The sequence below is a fragment of the Rhizobium sp. AG207R genome, from assembly GCF_027109195.1.
GTDB lineage: Bacteria > Pseudomonadota > Alphaproteobacteria > Rhizobiales > Rhizobiaceae > Rhizobium > Rhizobium dioscoreae.
The window spans coordinates 368144-385463 of sequence record NZ_JAEPVT010000001.1 but is presented as its reverse complement, the minus strand read 5'-3'; the positions used below and the strand labels follow the sequence as shown (position 1 = coordinate 385463).

Sequence of the window (17320 nt, the reverse complement as noted above, 5' to 3'; positions counted from 1 at the left end):
CGATGGCAAGCCTGATTTCCTGCCCTCACTGCGGCACCCGGCCCAAGGAAGAATTCACCATCAAGGGCGATGCGAACCTCAGCCGCCCGAAAGCCGACGCCGGCGCGGAAGACTGGTACGATTACGTCTATCTGCGCGACAATCCGAAGGGGCTTCACAAGGAGTATTGGCATCACTCATCCGGTTGCCGCCGCTGGCTGATCGTCGAGCGCGACACTGTTACCCACAAGGTCCATGGCGTCAGCGACGCGGCACTTGCCAAGCTTGGGGGCGGCGCATGAGCAGCTATCGTCTTTCCTCCGGCGGCCTGATCGATCGTTCGAAGACCCTCGCCTTCAGCTTCGACGGCCGGGATCTGACGGGCCATCCCGGCGACACGCTTGCCTCCGCCCTGCTCGCCAATGGTATCCAGCTTGTCGGCCGCAGCTTCAAATATCATCGCCCGCGCGGCATCCTGACGGCGGGTGCCGCCGAGCCCAATGCCCTTGTCACGACCGGCACGGGCGGACGAACTGAAGCCAATACCCGTGCCACGATGATCGAGCTTTACGATGGGCTCACGGCGCGCAGTCAGAATCGCTGGCCGTCGCTCGGCTTCGATATCGGCGCCGTCAACGGCTTGTTGTCGCCTTTCCTCAGCGCCGGCTTCTACTACAAGACCTTCATGTGGCCGGCCGCCTTCTGGGAGAAGGTCTACGAACCGCTGATCCGCAAGGCCGCCGGTCTTGGCAAGGCATCCTATGAGGCGGATCCCGATTCCTATGAAAAATGCTGGGCGCATTGCGATCTGCTCGTGATCGGCGCCGGACCCACAGGTCTTGCCGCGGCGCTGACGGCGGGACGCGCCGGAGCGCGGGTGGTTCTTGCAGACGAAGGCTTCGCCCTCGGCGGCGGTTTGCTCGCAGAGAAGAATCCGACGTTCGAAAGCATGATCAATGAGCTCGAAAGCCTGTCGAACGTGCAGTGCCTGCCGCGAACGACAGTTATCGGCTGGTACGACGACAATGTCTTCGGGGCGGTCGAACGCGTTCAGAAGCATGTGGCGACGTCTGATCCGCGACGGCCGGTCGAGCGCCTGTGGCGCATCATCGCCAAGCAGGCGATCCTCGCGACCGGAGCGGAAGAGCGCCCAATCGTCTTCGGCGGCAACGACATTCCGGGCGTGATGATATCAGGCGCAATGCGCAGCTATCTGAATCGGCAGGCGGTTGCGCCTGGCAAGCGCACGATAGTCTTCACGACCAACAGTTCCGGCTACCGCACCGCCGCCGAGCTCGAGGCAGCGGGCGTCGAGGTTACCGCCATCGTCGATAGTCGCGCCGATGGCAACGATCTCTGGAACGGCAAGGCACAAGTCTTGGCCGGCGCTCGCGTCATTGACGCGCATGGCGGCAAGCAGCTGCGCCGTGTGACCGTGGTGAGCTCCTCCGGTAGCCGGGAAATCGAAGCCGACGCGCTTGCCATGTCCGGCGGCTGGAGCCCGATCATTCACCTCGCCTGCCATCGCGGTGCAAAGCCGACCTGGTCGGAAAAGTGTGCAGCCTTCCTGGCCCCTGAAAGACAGGATGGCTTGCTGATTGCCGGCTCCGCAGCCGGCCTTGCCTCCACCGATAGCTGCCTTGGCGACGGGGCAATGAAAGCCGCCGAGGCGCTGGAAGCAATCGGCCTTGGCAAGATCGTCCCGGCCTTTGCGTCAATGGAGGAAGCACCGCCTGCTGCCAAGCCGCTCTGGTTTGTCAAAGGTGGCAAGGGCAAGGCCTTCGTCGACTATCAAAACGACGTGCACCTCAAGGATCTCGGCCTTGCCGTTCGTGAAGGCTATGGCGATGTCGAGCTTGCCAAGCGCTATACGACCAACGGCATGGCGACCGATCAGGGCAAGCTCTCCAATGTCAACGCCATCGGCATCCTGGCCGAGGCCCGCGGCGTATCGCCGGCCGAGGTCGGCACCACGACATTCAGGCCCTTCTACACGCCGGTTTCCTTCGGTGCTTTGACAGGTACCTCGCGGGCTAAGCATTTTCAGCCGGCGCGAAAATCCCCTTTACACCAGTGGGCAAAGAAGAATGGTGCGGTCTTCGTGGAAACCGGGCTTTGGTACCGCTCCTCCTGGTTTCCGCGCGAGGGTGAAAAAACCTGGCGCGAAAGCGTCGATCGCGAAGTGCTGAACATCCGAAAAAATGCCGGCATCTGCGATGTCTCCACACTCGGCAAGATCGAGATCTTCGGCAAGGATGCCGCAACCTTCCTCGACCGCATCTATTGCAACGGTTTCGCCAAGCTTTCCGTCGGCAAGGCGCGCTACGGCATCATGCTGCGCGAAGACGGCATGATCTATGATGACGGCACCACCAGCCGGTTGAGCGAAGACCATTTTTTCATGACCACAACGACAGCGCTTGCCGCCGGCGTGCTCACCCACCTGGAGTTCTGTGCCCAGACGCTCTGGCCCGAGCTGGAGGTCTGTTTCGCGTCGTCAACCGATCAATGGGCGCAGATGGCGGTCGCCGGACCCAAGTCGCGGTTGATCCTCTCCGAAATCGTCGACGAGGATATTTCCAACACCGCCTTCCCGTTCATGAGCGCGCGCGCGGTCTCATTGTTCGGCGGCAAGCTTGAGGGTCGCCTCTTCCGCATATCTTTTTCCGGGGAGCTCGCCTACGAGCTCGCCGTGCCGGCGGCCTATGGCGAATTCGTCGCCGACGCCATCATGGAGGCGGGTCAAAAGCATGAAATTTGCGCCTATGGCGCCGAGGCGCTTGGCGTCATGCGTATCGAGAAGGGTCATGTCACCCATGCCGAGATCAACGGCACGGTAACGCCAGGCGATCTTGGCTTTGCCCGCATGGTTTCGGCGGCGAAGCCTGATTTCATCGGCAAGGCGATGCTCGCGCGCGATGGTCTCCAGGCCGCCGATCGGCCTCGCCTCGTCGGTGTCAAACCGGTGGACCCGGCAACAAGCTTCCGTACCGGCGCTCATATCCTTGCGGACGGTGGGGCGGCGACACTCGAAAACGACCAAGGCTATGTGACATCGAGCGCCTTTTCCCCCAGCCTCGGCCATACGATCGGGCTCGCTCTCATCAAGAATGGAGCGGAGCGCATCGGCAAGAAGGTCGTCGTCTGGAACGGGCTTAGAAACGAATACACGGATGCAATGATCTGCAGCCCGGTCTTCCTCGACCCGCAGAATGAGAAACTCCATGCCTGATTTGCCGATATCAAAGCCGGTCCTTGCCGGAAAGGCCGTCCTGCAAAGCGAGACCATCCGGCTTGAAGCCCTGCCTGAGGGACATCTCCTGCATGTGCTGGGCACGACCACGAGCGAAGAGCTTTTGGCCCATCTTCCTGTGGCCGGCCTCAAGCGGAGTTCCGTACGCCCGGCGGGATACCGGCAATGGTTCATCGCCGGTAACGAGCAGCTCGTTCAATCTCAAAGGCAGGCTATCGCCGATGTCCTCGCCGGCCGCGCCTTCATCTGCGACCAAAGCCACGGCCGTATCCGCATCCTGGTTTCGGGCCAGGACGCGCCCCGGATACTCAACAAAGGTACGGCCGTCGATCTGCATCTGTCTAGCTTCCCCGAGGGACGCAGTGCCATGACGCTTTTCGGTCATATCTCGGTGCAGCTCACGCGCATCGGCATGAACGATTTCGAGCTGACTGTGCTGCGCAGCTTTGCGGACTCGCTTTATGAGGAACTCGAAGCTCTGGTTCGATCTCAGGATGCCGAGCAGCTCGCGCTCTGAACCACATCTCTGGCGCGGACATAGCAAGGCTATCTTGCCCGTAACCGTCATACGCGCACTGCGCGAGGTGCGCCTCAAACACAACGTTAGTAAGAAAAACTTATAATTAGGCCCCTGTTAACCATCTTGAGCTTAGAGATTGTTGATCCAGAGGCACGTCCGCCTTCCCCTGTTTTGCGAATAAATCGTTCATGTCGATCATCCACGCCCTCGGCGCAAATAGCGGTCGCCTCATCAGAATCACCTTTGGTCCGGGCGGACGCGAACGCCCGCCAGTACGCGCAACGGGCAAAGCCAAACTCGCCAAAGCTCGCATCATGATGCTGGCGGGTGGGCTGCTTGTCTGTTATGTGGCGATCTTTGCCAGGCTTACCTATTTCGATATGGAGCCGCGGACCGACACGTCGGCGATTCCGCCGGATCATGTCAGCGCCGCGCGCCCGGATATCGTCGACAGAAACGGCGAATTGCTCGCAACCGATATTCGCACAGTCTCGATGTTTGCCGAGCCCAACCGCGTGATCGATCCGGACGAGGCAGTGGAAAAGATCGCCTCGATCTTTCCCGATATCGATCGCAAATCTCTTTATAAGAAGCTTGCTGACCGCCGCTCGCATTTTGCCTGGCTGCGCCGGCAGCTGACGCCGAAGGAACAGAGCGAAATCCTGGCGCTCGGCATTCCGGCGATCGGCTTTCGACCTGAGGTCAAGCGTTTCTATCCGGGCGGGCGAACAGCCGCACATATCCTCGGCTATGTCGATATCGACAATCACGGCGTCGCCGGCATGGAGAAATACCTCGACATGCAGGGCCTGTCGGATCTCGCTTCCACTGGCCTGACGAGCCGCGACCAATTGGAGCCGGTGCGGCTTTCGATCGATCTTCGTGTCCAGAACATTGTGCATGACGTGGTGTCGGAGGCAATCGGCCGATATCAGAGTCAGGCGGCCGGCGCCGTCATCCTCGACATTCACACGGGCGAAGTCCTGGCCATGGCCTCGGCTCCCGATTTCGATCCGAACGATCCGCAAGCTGATGTCAAAGGCTGGCTGAACCGCATGTCGAACGGCACCGACGAGATGGGCTCGGTGTTCAAGACCTTCTCGATCGCGATGGCCATCGACACGGGCATGGTCAAGCTGACGGATACCTTCGACGCCAGCGCCCCTCTACATTACGGCGGCTTCACCATCCATGACGACCGCGACGTGCCGCGGCGTGTCCTGTCGATCCCGGAAATCTTCCGCTATTCGTCCAACATCGGCACGGCCAAGATGATGGATAAGGTGGGCATGACCATCCAGAAGAGCTATCTGACCCGCTTCGGGCTGTTGACGAAGATGCAGACCGAACTGCCCGAGGTGAAGGCGCCCAGCCAGCCAAAGGTTTGGAAGAAGCTCAACTCCATGACCATTGCCTTCGGCCACGGCGTCGCCACCACGCCGATGCAGACTGCCGTCGCTGGCGCAGCCCTCATTGACGGTGGCAAGCTGATCGAACCCTCCTTTCTTCCGCGCACACAGGAAGAGGCGGAGAAGACCGAGACGATGATCGTCAAGAAGAGTACCAGCGACACGATCCGCTACCTCTTCCAGCTGAACGGTGAGCAAGGGTCTGGCAAACCTGCCGACGTCCCCGGCTATCATGTCGGCGGAAAGACGGGCACCGCAAACAAGGTCATTCACGGCGTTTATTCGCACAAGCTCAGCTTCAATTCGTTCCTGGCGGCGTTCCCAATGAATAACCCGAAATACGTAGTGCTGGCCTTCGTCGACCAGCCTCTGACGGGCGAACACAATCTGACCTTCGCGACCAACACGGCGGCACCCATGGTCCATGACATCATCAGCCACGCCGCGCCGCTGCTCGGCGTCGAGCCCGATTTCGGGTCAAACTTGCTCGCCGCGTACTGAAGATTGGATGTTTGATCCCTAGCTTCGATGGGCAAAGTCACGCCTTTCTCGAAAGCCGCGGCTTGATGAAATGCGTTTTGCCCCAAAAGACAGGGCTCGCCACCTCAGCTTATGTTCCAAAATGAATCAATCTAATACAATTTTAGGTAGTATAATTCAAATCACTACGGGTACGTGGTTTGGCTGTTTCTCGCACCTCCCTTAACGGGCATTTGTATGTTTTGCTGTTGGTCTTGCCCCGACAAGCGGGGCAAGCATATTATCGCTAGGTAGCCGGTGAGTTCTTCACCGATCAGGCAACCTCCCGCGCTAGTGTTTCAAAGATTGGCGTCAGCCGCCGATGGCGACCGACCGGTGGATGCTCGATTTCCACCAGACGCCCGGATTTCTTCTGCCGTTTCAGCCATTCGCGCAGGGTTTCGGCGCTTGTATGATCAAGGTAGTGCAGGCGCGTGCCGGCAATCCTGATCTTGCGACCCTCGGGAAGCGTTTCCAGCATATTGAGCAGGGCGGGAACATCCTTGCATGTCGCCACGCCCACGAGGTCGAGATGGATGGTTTCATCCTCTTCCAATCTGTCGATGGCGAGCTTGCGACGCAGATATGGAAGGATTTCCAATATGGACAGCGCAAGGCCGAGTGCCACGCCCACGAGCAGGTCCTGAAGTACCACCATCGCGACCGTAGCGGTCCAGATCCCGACAGGGACCCAGCCGTGATGATCGAAGAGATGCCGGACATGATGAAGACTGATCAGCCGCCATCCTGTCACCAGCAGCACCGCGGCAAGCGCCGTCAGCGGCACCATTGCGAGGAGCTGCGGCAGAAACGCCACCAGCCCGAGGATCCAAACACCATGCAGCACGGCCGACGCCCGCGAGCGTGCGCCCGCCTGAATATTGGCGGACGACCTGACGATGACACCGGTGATGGGCAGCGCACCCAACAGACCGCAAAGCCCGTTGCCGATACCCTGCGCAAACAGCTCCTTGTTGAAGCGGGTCCGCACGCCATCATGCATACGATCAACGGCGGCGGATGAGAGCAGCGTTTCCGCACTTGCGATCACCGCGATGACCAGCGTCGTCACCATGATGCCGGGCTCGACCATCCTGGCAAAGCCATCCAGCGTCGGCAGTGTAATGCTTTCGATAAGGGAAAACGGCACCTCCACTCTTGCAATTGGCAGCTGCATGCCAACCGTCAATATCGTACCGGCCGCAACCCCCACCAGGGCACCGGGTATCAGCATCAGTTGCTTCGGCCTGAATTTCTCCCAGGCGATCATGGCCAGCAAGGAAATCAGCCCCACAAGGAGAGCGACTGCTTCACGCGTCAGCCCCGCGCCCCATACGCGAGCAAAGGTTTGCTCCATGGCAGTGACGTTCTCGATGCCTCCGGCAGCCGGTCTTGCCCCCATCAGCACATGGATCTGGCCAAGAATGATGAGGATGCCGATCCCGGCGAGCATGCCGTGGACGACCGCGGGTGAAATCGCCCGGAACCACGAGCCGATCTTCAGGAATCCGGCAAGGACCTGCAGTAAACCCGCAACGATGAGAACCGGCCCGAGCATGTCGATGCCATATTGCTCGACGAAACCGAAGACGATCACGGCAAGGCCAGCGGCCGGCCCTGATACCTGAAGCGGCGATCCCGCCAAAAGGCCGACGACGATACCGCCGACAATGCCTGAAATGAGGCCCATCGCCACCGGAACGCCTGAAGCCACGGCAATGCCGAGGCAGAGCGGTATGGCGACGAGGAATACGACGAGCGAGGACGCGAGGTCGCGTGAAAGAGCAGAGCTTGACATCATCGGCCTACTCCGCGGCTTGCGGGATCACATGCGGACGACCACGACCCTTAACCGCGACAGGCAAAGGCCTGTCCTCAAGGATTTCCGTGAAGCGAGCGGCCGTACCGTCATAGACGAGCACCTCCCCCGTCTCGATATCGAAGAACCATCCATGCAGTGTGATGTCGTTGATCGCAAGCTTGGCGGCGACGGAAGGATGCGTGCGCAAGTGGTCGAGCTGAACGACGACGTTTTCCATCGCGATGGCGCGAACCCTTTGACGCTCGGACAGGTCGGCGGGGTAGGCTTCGCAGACGATCGAATGGGCGGCATGACTGTGCTTCAGCCAGGCGGCGACATTCGGCATCGGTTTCAAAAGATCAGGATGGCAAAGCCCTTTCATCGCACCGCAATCGGAATGCCCGCAGACGATGATATCACGAACGCCGAGTGCTACGACCGCATATTCTATTGCCGAGGACACACCGCCATTCGCCGTGGAAAAGGGAGGAACGATGTTTCCGGCATTGCGGCAAACGAAGAGTTCGCCGGGGCCGGATTGCGTGATCGTTTCAGGCATGACCCGGCTGTCGGCGCAGGAAATCATCAGCGCTTGCGGCTGCTGCCCCTCCTCCGCCAGCTTGCGATAAAGTGCCTGATGGTCGGGAAAGACGGCACCGCGAAAGCTGGAGATCCCTTTAAGCAAATCACCCATTGTCGAGTCCTTGTAATGGGCCGGACGGCAGGCAGGGGGCGTACCCATGCCCGGCGGGTTGGAATGCGCGATCATCTCGCAAGTGCGAGATAGGAACTGGAAATGGGAAGAAAATAGCGAGCACCGAATTAGCGTAGCCTAATTTATAAAAATCTTGTGAGTGGACTGTGAGATCCTTTTAGTTGACCTCCGGCGCATGCGTCACAACGACAGCCCATATGAGACCATTGGACGGTGCTCTTCCAATCGGTAAGGTCCGTCCCTGATCTCCGAGCCTCGCCGACTATGATCCGGATGGCCGCTGCTAGGCCTGCGGATCGCTTCTCGCCGGCCATAAAACCGCTCTGTGATCTTCCCGTCAATTGGGGGGCAGACTAATGACCGCCAAGTCCGAAATCACTGGGGTGATCCGCCCCACCCGCCTCCTTCATGAAGGCGAGCAGCAGCTCGCTCAACCGGCCCGGCTGCTCCTGCTGGATCCAGTGACCGGCGCCGTCGATCAGCTCGATGCCAGCCATCTTCGTCGCTGCCTTTGTCCTCATGATATCGAGCGCGCCCGGCGCTGCGTAGGTGCCCCAATCGCTCTTCCCGCCCACGAAGAGTGACGGGACATCGATCGTCCTGCCCGAAAACAGGCGCAACTCGGCATTCAGGTCAGGATCGGAATAGACGCGATAAGTCTGCAGCGCGCCCTGAAATCCGGTGCGGCCATATTCCTCCGTGTATATGTCAAGTTCCGGCTCGGTGAGCCATTTGCAGGTTTGGACCTCGGCGGCGGAAGGCTGGAATGGAGCGACAGTCTCGGGCATCGTCTTGCCGAGATCCATGACATAGTAGGTGGGCATTTTTGCAAGCTCCATGGCGGTTCGCGCCTGCAGCGGATGCGGCTTGTTTCCCGGCCAGTCGGCGCTCTTGACGTAGAAAAATGCGCGAAGAAACGCGTGCAGACCTTGAGGGGGACGCCACATGTCATCATTGGCCTTCCGCGTGCTCAAATATTGCTGATAATACTCTCTGGGCGGATCGAGCGCAGCCAGCGCGGCCGCCAACCTTTGATTGTCAGTGTTCGATTGGACCGGCGACGATGCCTCGCTTTCCGCGGTGTTGAACGGAAATGCCGGCGGGCCAGGGAACGGCGCGCTCATCAGCACCACCGATGGAAAAACGTCAGGTCGAGCGAGCGCACAATAGGCGGCCACGGGCGAACCGAAGTCGTGCCCGACAAGCATCGTCGTGCGCCGATACCCCAGCGCCGAAACCAGCCCGAGCGCGTCGCGCGTCATGTTCAAGAGGCTGAAGGGCGCGAGCGGGGTGTCATAGCCGTTCATCCAACCGGTGGTGCGGCCAAAACCCCGCTGATCGGGCGCCACGACATGGTACCCCGCGTCAGCCAGAACCGGAATCAGATGTCGCCAGCCGTAAGCCAGATCTGGAAAGCCGTGCAGAAGCAGCGCGAGGGGCCGGCCGGGGTTTTCGTAACCGGCCTCGAGAATATGGACATCAAGGCCGTTGACCCCGTGGATCATGCGCGAGCGGCCCCCCTTGGGAAGCGTTCCCCCGCCGTAAGGTGGTGTAGCCAAAGCACTTCCTCCCATGGGGTTTGAGCGAGCCGATCGAAGGGACGCGGCAACCAGACTGGCCGCGCCCATCGCCAAAACGGCTCGTCGGGACATCGATGGTTTGAAATGAACAGGATGATTCATCCGCAGGCCTCTTTCTATGGCGATCACCATAGTATGGCGATCGCCATAGCGGCGTCAAGCGAACCGTGTTATGTTTGTTGCATGCCACGCAAGACTGACGCCCGCGCCAACGCGATTGCAACCGCCCAAAGACTGTTTCGCATCCAAGGCTATACCGCGACTGGATTGACCCAGATCATTGAAGAAAGCGGTGCCCCTAAAGGATCATTCTACTTTCACTTTCCACGCGGCAAGGCACAGCTCGCAGAAGAAGCAATCGATCAATACGTCGCGAGCCGAATTGCGGTTTTGCGAAATATCTCCGCGAACACGGCCGGCGATGCGGAAAATTTCGTTCGCCAGATTTTCGGAACATTCGCCGCCGAAATGGTCGCCTCCGACTTTCAATATGGCTGTCTGATGCAAAATCTGGCGAATGAACTGCCCGCGCTCGACGCTGAGCTGACCAAAAGGGTCGCGCGCGGATTTGTCGATTCGACCGAGATTATTGCAGAGCATTTCAGGCGGTGTGGCTTCGCTCCCGCGCGCGCGTCCTCCACCGCGGCCGCTTTGGTAGCCGCGCTCGAAGGCGCGCGAACGATCGCACGCCTGGAACGCACGCCGGCCGTATTCGAGGCACTGGCGGAGGTTAGTTGCCAGAGGTGCTTACCACCGGCATGACTACGGGCAGCGTCCTCTCGACAAAATAATATCGCGACACATGCGCTGCCGCGCGAACTTGATCGCTCCCGGCGCCACCCATCAAAGATCTGGATGCAGATCCCTGACGGTGCTCACACTCTCGAGCTGGGACGCGACCGCCAGGATCGTCGACTCCGCCAGCCAGCTGCCGACGATCTGGACGTTGATCGGAAGACCTTCCCTGCTCGTGCCGAACCGCATTGAAATTCCCGGCAAGCCGGTGACGTTGAGCGGCACGGTCGCACCCTGCAGATAGGTGGCGTCGACCGTCCGGCCATTGATGATGAACTCCTCCTGGCCGTGCTTGTGGGCCGGCAACGGCAGCACCGGCGTGATCAGCGCATCGAACTTCTGGAAATACTCGGCGAAGCCATCGCGCAGACGCTCGGCCGCCTGCTCTGCCTCGATGAAATCTGCCATGGAGGTGTCCGGCAGCGACAGCATCGTCTTGGACATCTGGTACATCTGGTCTTCGTGCCCGGCGGTCGCCTCCGCAAAGGCCTGCTTCATCTCCATCACGTGGATACGATTGAAGACATCGAGCGCGAAATCCCTTTCGAGCGCGGGAATTCGCACCGGCTCGACATGTAGCCCGAGACTCTTGAGCGCCCCGGCGGCCGCCTCGACCACCTTGGCTACTTGAGGGTCGATCGGCCCGAAGCCCGGTTCGACCAGCCAACCCACCCGGAGCTGCCGATAGGGCTGACGGCCGATACCGGCGTCGAATTGAACAGTGCTCGTCGCGAAAGCGTCATGGCCATCAGGTCCGGCAAGCTGCGAGAAGGCGAGCGCCAGGTCGCGGATGCTGCGAGCCATTGGACCTACGTGCCAGAAGCGGCGCGGCGCGCGCGGATAAATGCCGGTCATCGGCACACGGCCGTGCGTTGCCTTGATGGACGAGATACCGGTCTGGGCTGCCGGTCCCCGCACCGAGATGGCGAGATCGGTGCCGAGGCCGATGGGCGACATGCCCGCCGCAATCGCGGCCGACTCGCCACCGCTCGAACCGCCCGGCGTCCGCGAGAGATCCCAGGGATTATTAGACCGGCCGGTAAGCAGATTGTCGCTTTCGATCCAGTAGGAGAATTCGGGAAGATTGGTCTTGGCGAGCAGGATACCGCCGGCCCTCTTCATGCGTGCGACGCTGGTGGCGTCGGCATCGGGCATGCGTCCCTTGAAGATCGGCGAGCCGCGCTGCGTCGCCACGCCGGCGGTATCGATCGAGTCCTTGACCGTGAAGGGGACGCCGTGAAGGGCACCGAGCTCATCACCCGCGCGGACCGCGGCGTCCGCCGCCTCGGCCTTTTCCAGGGCATCTTCGGCGAGTGTGACGATCGCATTGATCTTCGGGTCAACCGTCCGGATGCGGTCCAGATGGGCCTTGACGACCTCAACCGCTGAAACCTCGCGGCTGCGGATCATCTCAGCGAGCTTGGTCGCGTCTGAATAGATGATGTTCTCACTCATAGCTTTCTCTCTCTTCCGGCTCCGTCTCGCTCCGCACGCAGCCAACCTAACGTTCGTTAGGGAGAGATAAACCCTTTCCTTTTTGTGCGTCAACCCCTATCTAACATTTGGTAGGGCAATAACCATTCAATCCTCGCCGCTGAGATGACGATGACGAATTCAAAGGAAGCGATCCTGGCCGCTGCCAGGCAGATCGCTCAATCACATGGCTACAGCGGGCTGAACTTCCGCGATCTCGCGGCCCAGGTCGGGATCAAGGCGGCGAGCATCTATCATCACTTCCCAAGCAAGGCGGGGCTCGGTGCGGCGGTTGCTCGGCGCTACTGGGAGGATACCGAACGGGAGCTCGATACCCTCCTTAAAAGCGCGGCCGATCCAATCAACGCGCTACGGGAATATCCGAAAATCTTTCGAAGGTCGCTGGAGAGCGACAACCGACTTTGCCTCTGCAGCTTCATGTCGGCGGAATATGATGACCTTCCAGATGAGGTGACGGCGGAGGTTCAGACCTTCTCCGACGTCAATGTGGCCTGGATCAGAAAGGCGCTCGCCGCCGCCGGCGTGACGCGCCCAGAAGACAGCGAGGCGCGGGCACGTGCGATCTTTGCGGCGGTCGCCGGAGCTCAGCTGATGGCGAGAAGCCGCTGCGACATATCATTGTTCGACGCCTTGATCGAAAGCTACCGAGCCACGGGGCTCCTGCCGGCATAGACGTGATCCGCGCTCGGTTGCCTATTAGCATTCAATTCAACGCGCCGCCGGCATTCGCCCAGCTTAGCTCCACCTGCTCAATCACCGGCTCCAGGCTCCTTGCAGGACGGCATCAGGGTGCCATGGGCGGCTCGTTCCGCTTCATATGGATTATGCCGGCTGGAGCCCGCGGCCTCACCTCTCGAGTGGCAGGATCTGCGTGTCGGTTATCAATGCCCGCAAAGCGCTGATCACCTGGTATTTGCACGGGGGTATGAGAGGAGCGGCGAGATCGAGCCGATCCCCGAAGCATAGATCACCACGACAATTGCGGATGCCTGGATCACACGATGTCGGTGACAAACTCATCACGGCTTCGTCGGACCTTCTTCAGGTGCACGAGCCAATCGCCCTCTGGGGCTCGGTATCCAATCGGCAGCATGACGACGCTGCGCAGCCCCTTCGATCGCAGGTCCAATATCTCGTCGACCGCGGCCGGGTCGAAGCCTTCCATAGGTGTCGAGTCCACCCGTTCGAAGGCTGCCGCGATGACGGCGACGCCCAAGCCGATATAGGCCTGCCGGGCAGCAGCTTGATGATTGGCCTCTGTTCCCTGCGCGGCGACTATACTCAACAGTTTCTTGCGATAATTTTCCCAGCCCTCGTTTCTAAAACCTCGAACCTCATTGGTGAGGTCGAACATCATGTTGACGCGAGCAGCGGTGATGTCGTCCCAGGCCGCAAAAATCAGCAGGTGCGAGCAGTCGGTGATTTGCGCCTGATCCCAGGCCGCGGCTCGAATTCTCGTGCGGACGTCCTGGTTGCTAACGACAATCAGCTCGAAGGGCTGAAGCCCGCTCGACGTGGGTGCTAGGCGCACCGCCTCGACAATGCGCGAGAGCGTGTCGGGGGCGACGCTCCTGCTCGGGTCGTATTTCTTGGTCGCATAGCGCCATTCCAGACGTTCATTCACAGTCGTCATCGTGGTTTTCCTTTTCGTCTCGTATCCGGACGGCAATCGCATCGCTGCCGTGTCGAAACAGAGGTAGCCTCACTGTGGAGCTAGGAAAATTAGGGTTCGTCGCATTATAATGCTGCAATATGTGCAGCAATCCTGCTTCTCTGAAAGCGATTTGGAGGCGATCCGATAATCATGTATCTCGAACAAGCGCGGACCGACGAACTTGCAGCACTCGTGGCTGTTGCCAGGGAAGGCTCATTCGTCGCGGCAGCCGCCATGCTCCGCCGACACCCGACCATTGTGTCCAAACGTATCGCCGCGCTGGAACGACGCCTCGGCGTGCGTCTGCTCGAAAGAACGACACGGCGGGTTCGACTAACGGAAGCCGGTGCCCAGCTCGCGGAACGCATTCTAAGTGCAACCAACGCCATTTTAGAGGCCGAGCAGGAGGCGGCCGCCGGCGGTATCGAGCTCAAAGGTCGGCTGCGCCTGGCCTTCCCGGGGGCGATGGGCCGGCAATGGCTGGCGCCTGCGATGCCAGCTTTTGCTCGCCGATATCCAGGCCTTGATATCGAGGTCGACTACGCCGAGCGGCATGTCGATCTCATCGGCGAAGGATTTGACGCAGCAGTGCGCCTTGGAACGCTCGGTGACAGCCGTCTTGTTTCACGCAAGCTGGGCGACCACCGGATCGTTCTCGGCGCATCACCGGATTATCTCGATCGCCATGGGATTCCCGCCTCTCCCCGCGCGCTCGTGGACCACAACCTCCTTCGATATACCGGGCCAGTGCTGGTGCCGGAGTGGCGCATGCGGAAAGGCCCCCTTCGCGAGACAATCCTGCCTTCCGGAAGCTATCGATCGAACGACATCGATACGCTGCTCGAAGCGGCACGGCAGGGAATCGGCATCGTCGGCTTCGGCGAGTGGTCCATGGCCCGTGACTTCGCTGCCGGGACGCTCGTCCGGCTCCTACCTGAGTGGCAGTTCGAGATCGATGGCGGGATCCATCTTGTCCGTCCGTCCGCGAAATTCACGCCGGCACGAACTGAAGCGTTTATACAGTGGATCACGACACTATTCGCTGGCGGGCTTCCATGGGAGAATCAGAGTATACGCAATGAAATGCAGGTTCCGACCTGCTGATCGGGCGGGCTACCGAGTGATCCCGCGGCTTTTCCGTTTCGGGAAGACGCGGCTTTACGATGCAGCGCTCTCTCACCACATCGGCTGCTTCTCGGACACGGCCCCATCACCTTGATGGCCTTGCTCCGACGACCACTCGATTTCATCGAACGCGTGCCGCCGCAACAGCATGAAAATCGCTTCGTTTATGTCGCGTCCGTCGAGGAGGCTTGGATTGTCGCACAACACATCAATCGTCCGTTGAGTGACACGTCTCGCGACCGCTTCGGATCTGGTAAACTTGCGAGCCCAAACCAATAACGCTTCGCGAAAATTGGGATCATCTGGAATAGATGCGTATTTCCGAAAGGGCATAATACCGCTCCCTCGGTCTTGCAGGCGGGAGCAAGTCTAAGCCCTCCGTCGCCACCGCCTACGTATTCGGTTGGTGCCGATACTTCATCTTACGCTTCGAGAAAGACGAGTCCACCAACTTCTATGAACGCTAGCGAACAAAGCTTTCGGGAGCTCTTAGGCCTAAGTCCCTACTTGATCGGGACTTTCGTCCGTATTCACGAGCAGTGCTCATGGCATACTACATTTAGGGCGCGGGTTAGCGCGCCGCAGCTGTACATGAATCGGAATGGAAAGACATGAAAAGAATCGTAATCGCAGCGTTGGCGCTCGCCACGACCTTGGCCGCGTCCCCGGCATTCTCTCAGGTCTACTTTGAATACGGAGTTGGGCCTCGCTACGACTATGATGCGCCGCCGCCGCGTTATTATCGTGCTCCGCCGGCCTACGCGGATGATGGGTACTATGACGGCCCACGCTACAGATATCATCGCCGGTGCTGGACCGAGAGACGCTACAGCTACCGCCATCATCATCGGGTAGTGGTGCGCGAAACCGTCTGCGATTAGTTGGCGCGAAAGACCCAGTTGTGATTCCGCGTGCCCGTCTTCGGATACCCCTGGCGGCATTCACAAAACCGCGGCACAATGATAGATTGAATCGTGCAAGTTGCTGAACTCAAGTTCACAGCCGACACGCGCGATAGTGCTACGCAGCCGCCCTGCCTGGGCCCACCGGGCACGGCAATTCATCTCAGACCACTGAAACCTTTCCCAATCGCCGCCCGGTGGCGTGGTCTATTCCAGGGCGGTTCGGCGCTTCATCCAATCAGGAAATCGCCCTTTGTTTTTTCGCAATTCCGGACGAACACCGCTTCGTACTTTTCCGGGAACTCTAACGGCTCGCCGACTGACCGGCCGTGCCTATGAAAGGATTGCGCTTCAGCGCGGCAAGCACGGCCCATGCCGTCGCTCCTATATGGGGAAGGCGGAAGTACTTGAAGTCAACGGAGGTGGAGTCGGGCCCAACCTTCAGGCCGGTCGATAGCTCAGCGTTGACCGTGGCATAGAGCAGGCCATCGGGGGCAACTTGCCTGGAAATCGTCTCGAACAACGGCTCAGCCTCTTTCCCTCTGCCGCTCAGACGAAACACGAGGGCGGCCTGGGCAGTGCCCTCAAGCCAGGTGCCGTCGCGGTCATTGTTGAAGTCGAAACCACCATCAACGCCATGATTGCGTTTCGTCCATTCCAGGACGCGCGCGCGCCTGAATGCATAGGCCGGCACGGCGATGAGCGGCCACAATTCGGCGTCGAGACCCGACATCCTTGTATTCGGCACGGCGCTGTCCGGCAGGCTGCCGACAAAGAAACGACCGTCCTCGAAATCCCACATGGCCTCCAGAAACGCGCGCGCTTTCTCGGCGTGATGCATCCAGTCGCCCATGGGATCGAGCCCGGCAAGCCAGCGATCCGCCGCATAGACATCGAGGTTATGTTCCGTGGATTTCCAGCCTATGCGTTCCGGTGAGGGCTCCTGACCAAAAAAGCCTCCGAAATAACCGGGATTTTGCGGATCTGCGGTGCTGCGATGGATCCAGTCCATGATTGTCCGAGCGGCATCCAGATAGGGCCTTCGGCCGGTCTGTTCGTAGGCGGTCAGCAATGCCAGCGCCCCCCAGGCCGTGCTGCCCGTCGCGCTGCCGACCTGATAGTCGTCTTCAATCCAAGACTTGCTAACGGGGCTCCAATAGCCCGGAAGCAGCATGCTGCCGTTATCCTCAACCGGGCCGGCGCGATAGGCGTTTCGCAGCCGCCCATCGTGATAAAATCGATCCGTCTTCAGCGCGAGCACCAATGCATCGGCGACCCGGCCCGCTTCCGACTTTCGGCCACAGGCATATAGCGCCATGACCGCCAGTGCGTTGTCATAGGTGAAGCCCGCATTCTCGAGCGCGGGATGGAGCGGCGAAGCATCGGCCGGAGGCTCGTAGCTGCGGAAGACGAAAGGCTGCGCCGGCTCGCCGCTCATATGCGCAACAAGGCCGGCGCAAAGCCTTGCGGCGAGTTGAACATGCCGCTCCTCGCCTGCCCATGCCCCGTTTACCCAACATGCGACGACGGCGCCGGCCAGAAAGGCCCTGAAAAAGCTTCGCATATGTCACCCT

15 protein-coding genes are annotated in these 17320 nt (G+C 60.1%); 8 read left to right on the top strand and 7 right to left on the bottom strand.

Annotated features, from left to right (window positions below):
• Positions 1–2: 2 nt before the first annotated feature.
• From JJQ51_RS01610 to JJQ51_RS01595, 4 genes are all read left to right on the top strand, one after another.
• Positions 3–281, top strand: a complete 279-nt coding sequence (locus JJQ51_RS01610) for a sarcosine oxidase subunit delta (protein WP_269244184.1) — start codon at positions 3–5, stop codon at positions 279–281.
• The gene (locus tag JJQ51_RS01605; protein WP_269244183.1) at positions 278–3211 is read left to right on the top strand and encodes a sarcosine oxidase subunit alpha family protein; all 2934 of its coding nucleotides are present in this window, start codon (positions 278–280) and stop codon (positions 3209–3211) included. Before JJQ51_RS01610 ends, JJQ51_RS01605 begins: the two co-directional genes overlap by 4 nt.
• Complete coding sequence (locus JJQ51_RS01600; protein WP_113421532.1) at positions 3204–3749, top strand: sarcosine oxidase subunit gamma family protein; 546 nt, start codon at positions 3204–3206, stop codon at positions 3747–3749. Before JJQ51_RS01605 ends, JJQ51_RS01600 begins: the two co-directional genes overlap by 8 nt.
• Before the next feature lie 191 nt (positions 3750–3940).
• The gene (locus JJQ51_RS01595) at positions 3941–5662 is read left to right on the top strand and encodes a peptidoglycan D,D-transpeptidase FtsI family protein (RefSeq protein WP_113421533.1); all 1722 of its coding nucleotides are present in this window, start codon (positions 3941–3943) and stop codon (positions 5660–5662) included.
• Between the two features lie 292 nt (positions 5663–5954).
• Here the strand turns inward: JJQ51_RS01595 and JJQ51_RS01590 are convergent, their stop codons facing one another.
• From JJQ51_RS01590 to JJQ51_RS01580, 3 genes are all read right to left on the bottom strand, one after another.
• Positions 5955–7481 carry a SulP family inorganic anion transporter gene (locus JJQ51_RS01590; protein WP_269244182.1) on the bottom strand — a complete coding sequence of 509 codons (1527 nt, stop codon included), beginning with the start codon at positions 7479–7481 and terminating at the stop codon, positions 5955–5957.
• A gap of 4 nt (positions 7482–7485) precedes the next feature.
• Complete coding sequence (locus JJQ51_RS01585) at positions 7486–8175, bottom strand: carbonic anhydrase (protein ID WP_113395667.1); 690 nt, start codon at positions 8173–8175, stop codon at positions 7486–7488.
• A 374-nt stretch (positions 8176–8549) separates the two neighbouring features.
• A complete protein-coding gene (locus JJQ51_RS01580; RefSeq protein ID WP_113391146.1) occupies positions 8550–9701 on the bottom strand; it encodes an alpha/beta fold hydrolase in 1152 nt (383 codons plus the stop codon).
• Positions 9702–9959: 258 nt separating this feature from the next.
• On the opposite strand from JJQ51_RS01580, the gene JJQ51_RS01575 reads away from it, so the two are divergent.
• Positions 9960–10538 carry a TetR/AcrR family transcriptional regulator gene (locus JJQ51_RS01575; protein ID WP_197044223.1) on the top strand — a complete coding sequence of 193 codons (579 nt, stop codon included), beginning with the start codon at positions 9960–9962 and terminating at the stop codon, positions 10536–10538.
• An 81-nt stretch (positions 10539–10619) separates the two neighbouring features.
• Here JJQ51_RS01575 and JJQ51_RS01570 read toward each other — a convergent pair whose 3' ends face one another.
• A complete protein-coding gene (locus JJQ51_RS01570) occupies positions 10620–12026 on the bottom strand; it encodes an amidase (protein WP_269244181.1) in 1407 nt (468 codons plus the stop codon).
• 150 nt (positions 12027–12176) lie between these two features.
• On the opposite strand from JJQ51_RS01570, the gene JJQ51_RS01565 reads away from it, so the two are divergent.
• On the top strand, positions 12177–12737 hold the full coding sequence (locus tag JJQ51_RS01565; RefSeq protein ID WP_162750785.1) for a TetR/AcrR family transcriptional regulator: 561 nt from the start codon (positions 12177–12179) through the stop codon (positions 12735–12737).
• Between the two features lie 322 nt (positions 12738–13059).
• Here the strand turns inward: JJQ51_RS01565 and JJQ51_RS01560 are convergent, their stop codons facing one another.
• Entirely contained in the window at positions 13060–13698 is a 639-nt protein-coding gene (locus JJQ51_RS01560; RefSeq protein ID WP_113352103.1) for an NAD(P)H-dependent oxidoreductase, read from the bottom strand.
• 171 nt (positions 13699–13869) lie between these two features.
• Here JJQ51_RS01560 and JJQ51_RS01555 point away from each other — a divergent pair, with 171 nt between their 5' ends.
• The gene (locus tag JJQ51_RS01555; protein ID WP_113352104.1) at positions 13870–14823 is read left to right on the top strand and encodes a LysR family transcriptional regulator; all 954 of its coding nucleotides are present in this window, start codon (positions 13870–13872) and stop codon (positions 14821–14823) included.
• Positions 14824–14895: 72 nt separating this feature from the next.
• Here JJQ51_RS01555 and JJQ51_RS01550 read toward each other — a convergent pair whose 3' ends face one another.
• Positions 14896–15177, bottom strand: a complete 282-nt coding sequence (locus JJQ51_RS01550) for a hypothetical protein (RefSeq protein WP_113421492.1) — start codon at positions 15175–15177, stop codon at positions 14896–14898.
• Between the two features lie 278 nt (positions 15178–15455).
• On the opposite strand from JJQ51_RS01550, the gene JJQ51_RS01545 reads away from it, so the two are divergent.
• Positions 15456–15725, top strand: a complete 270-nt coding sequence (locus JJQ51_RS01545) for a hypothetical protein (protein WP_113391152.1) — start codon at positions 15456–15458, stop codon at positions 15723–15725.
• Positions 15726–16050: 325 nt separating this feature from the next.
• On the opposite strand, the gene JJQ51_RS01540 is transcribed toward JJQ51_RS01545, so the two are convergent.
• The gene (locus JJQ51_RS01540; protein ID WP_113391153.1) at positions 16051–17310 is read right to left on the bottom strand and encodes a hypothetical protein; all 1260 of its coding nucleotides are present in this window, start codon (positions 17308–17310) and stop codon (positions 16051–16053) included.
• Positions 17311–17320: the final 10 nt, after the last annotated feature.